The sequence below is a fragment of the Microcoleus sp. LEGE 07076 genome (genome assembly GCF_015207455.1).
Taxonomy (GTDB): domain Bacteria; phylum Cyanobacteriota; class Cyanobacteriia; order Cyanobacteriales; family Microcoleaceae; genus Microcoleus.
Genome location: NZ_JADEWV010000479.1, coordinates 1 through 1,171, shown reverse-complemented (window position 1 = coordinate 1,171; position 1,171 = coordinate 1). Strand labels below are relative to the sequence as shown.

The following is a 1,171-nucleotide window of genomic DNA, read 5'->3' as shown; positions in this document are numbered from 1 at the left end:
TTAGCGAGTTACGTGCCTGCAAAACCTGGTTTTGCCTTCAGAGGTGGCGCACCTATTGTGGATAGAGAAGAGTTTGACGATTCACAACAAACTGAGTTGCAAGATTTAGCAGAAGAGTTGCTAGAAAAGTTGGATGAAATCTGGGGTGGTGATGACTCAGATGAATCGGTTAATCCCGGAACTCCAACTAATGAAAGCACTGATGCCACAGGGCAAATTTCACAACCTGTAATAGTTCCCCCATCCACAACTACCGCCGGTCTAATAAGTTTAAATGAATGGTTGCAAAAATCTGAAAGTAATTCTCAATACAACTGGCAGAGTCTGGAATCATTTTTAAGCAAGCAAGAAGGAAACCTAATTTTTAGATTTGCCAGCGCCCCCCGTTCCCGCACTGCTGACACCGAATCGCCAACCCTTAGCGCAAGTAAGGTGAGAGAAATCTCCTTGGCTGGTAATCCTATTGTATTGATTGTCAATTGCCAAAAAAACGCCGAAAAAACCGATATTCTCATCAGATTGTATCCGCTATCTGCTGCACAAACCTATCTGCCAGTGGGGATAAAACTGATTGTAATTGATGGTGAATCGGGAGATGTTTTTTTGGAGGCTCAAGCGCGGAGTGCCGATAATTGGATTCAATTGGAATTCAGCGGTGAAGCAGGAGAGCCTTTCAGCATTAAGGTAGCGCTGGAAGATACCGAAATTACTGAACATTTTGCTATCTAATTTAAAGTCAAAATCTATAGGGGAATGGGAATGGGTAAAATAGTTGTATTGAAGTTTACAGCGGGTGATTGCCAGCAAGGATTTCAGCACGTCAGCTTGGAAATTCGGGAAGATAACCAGCGCTTGCTAGGGACATCTTTTGGCAAATTGCCACCGGCACCGCAGATTCCGCAGCTATATAATACTTGGCAGTCAAGATACCGTCAGATGGGGATAACGCGGCGACTTGACCCGCCGCCACCACAGGTAACAAATTTTTCTAGTTGTGATTTAGAAGCAGATAGTAATGCTTTAAAGCAGCAGCTTAATGATTGGCTTAAATCACCGGAGTTTTCCCCTGTGAAGGATGATTTGCTGAAAAACGTTAAGCCAGATGAAGAAGTGCGGGTCATCATTCAAACTGAAGATTCCCACTTACGGCGCTTACCTTGGCATTTGTGGA

1 protein-coding gene and 1 pseudogene are annotated in these 1,171 nt (G+C 44.0%); both read left to right on the top strand.

The window, feature by feature from the left end; all coding sequences use genetic code 11:
• Positions 1-729, top strand: a 729-nt coding sequence (locus tag IQ270_RS30425; RefSeq protein WP_228056858.1) for a DUF1822 family protein, incomplete at its 5' end; no start/stop codon positions are given.
• Between the two features lie 30 nt (positions 730-759).
• A pseudogene (locus IQ270_RS30420) lies at positions 760-1,171 on the top strand (sensor protein Chase2); the annotation flags it as partial.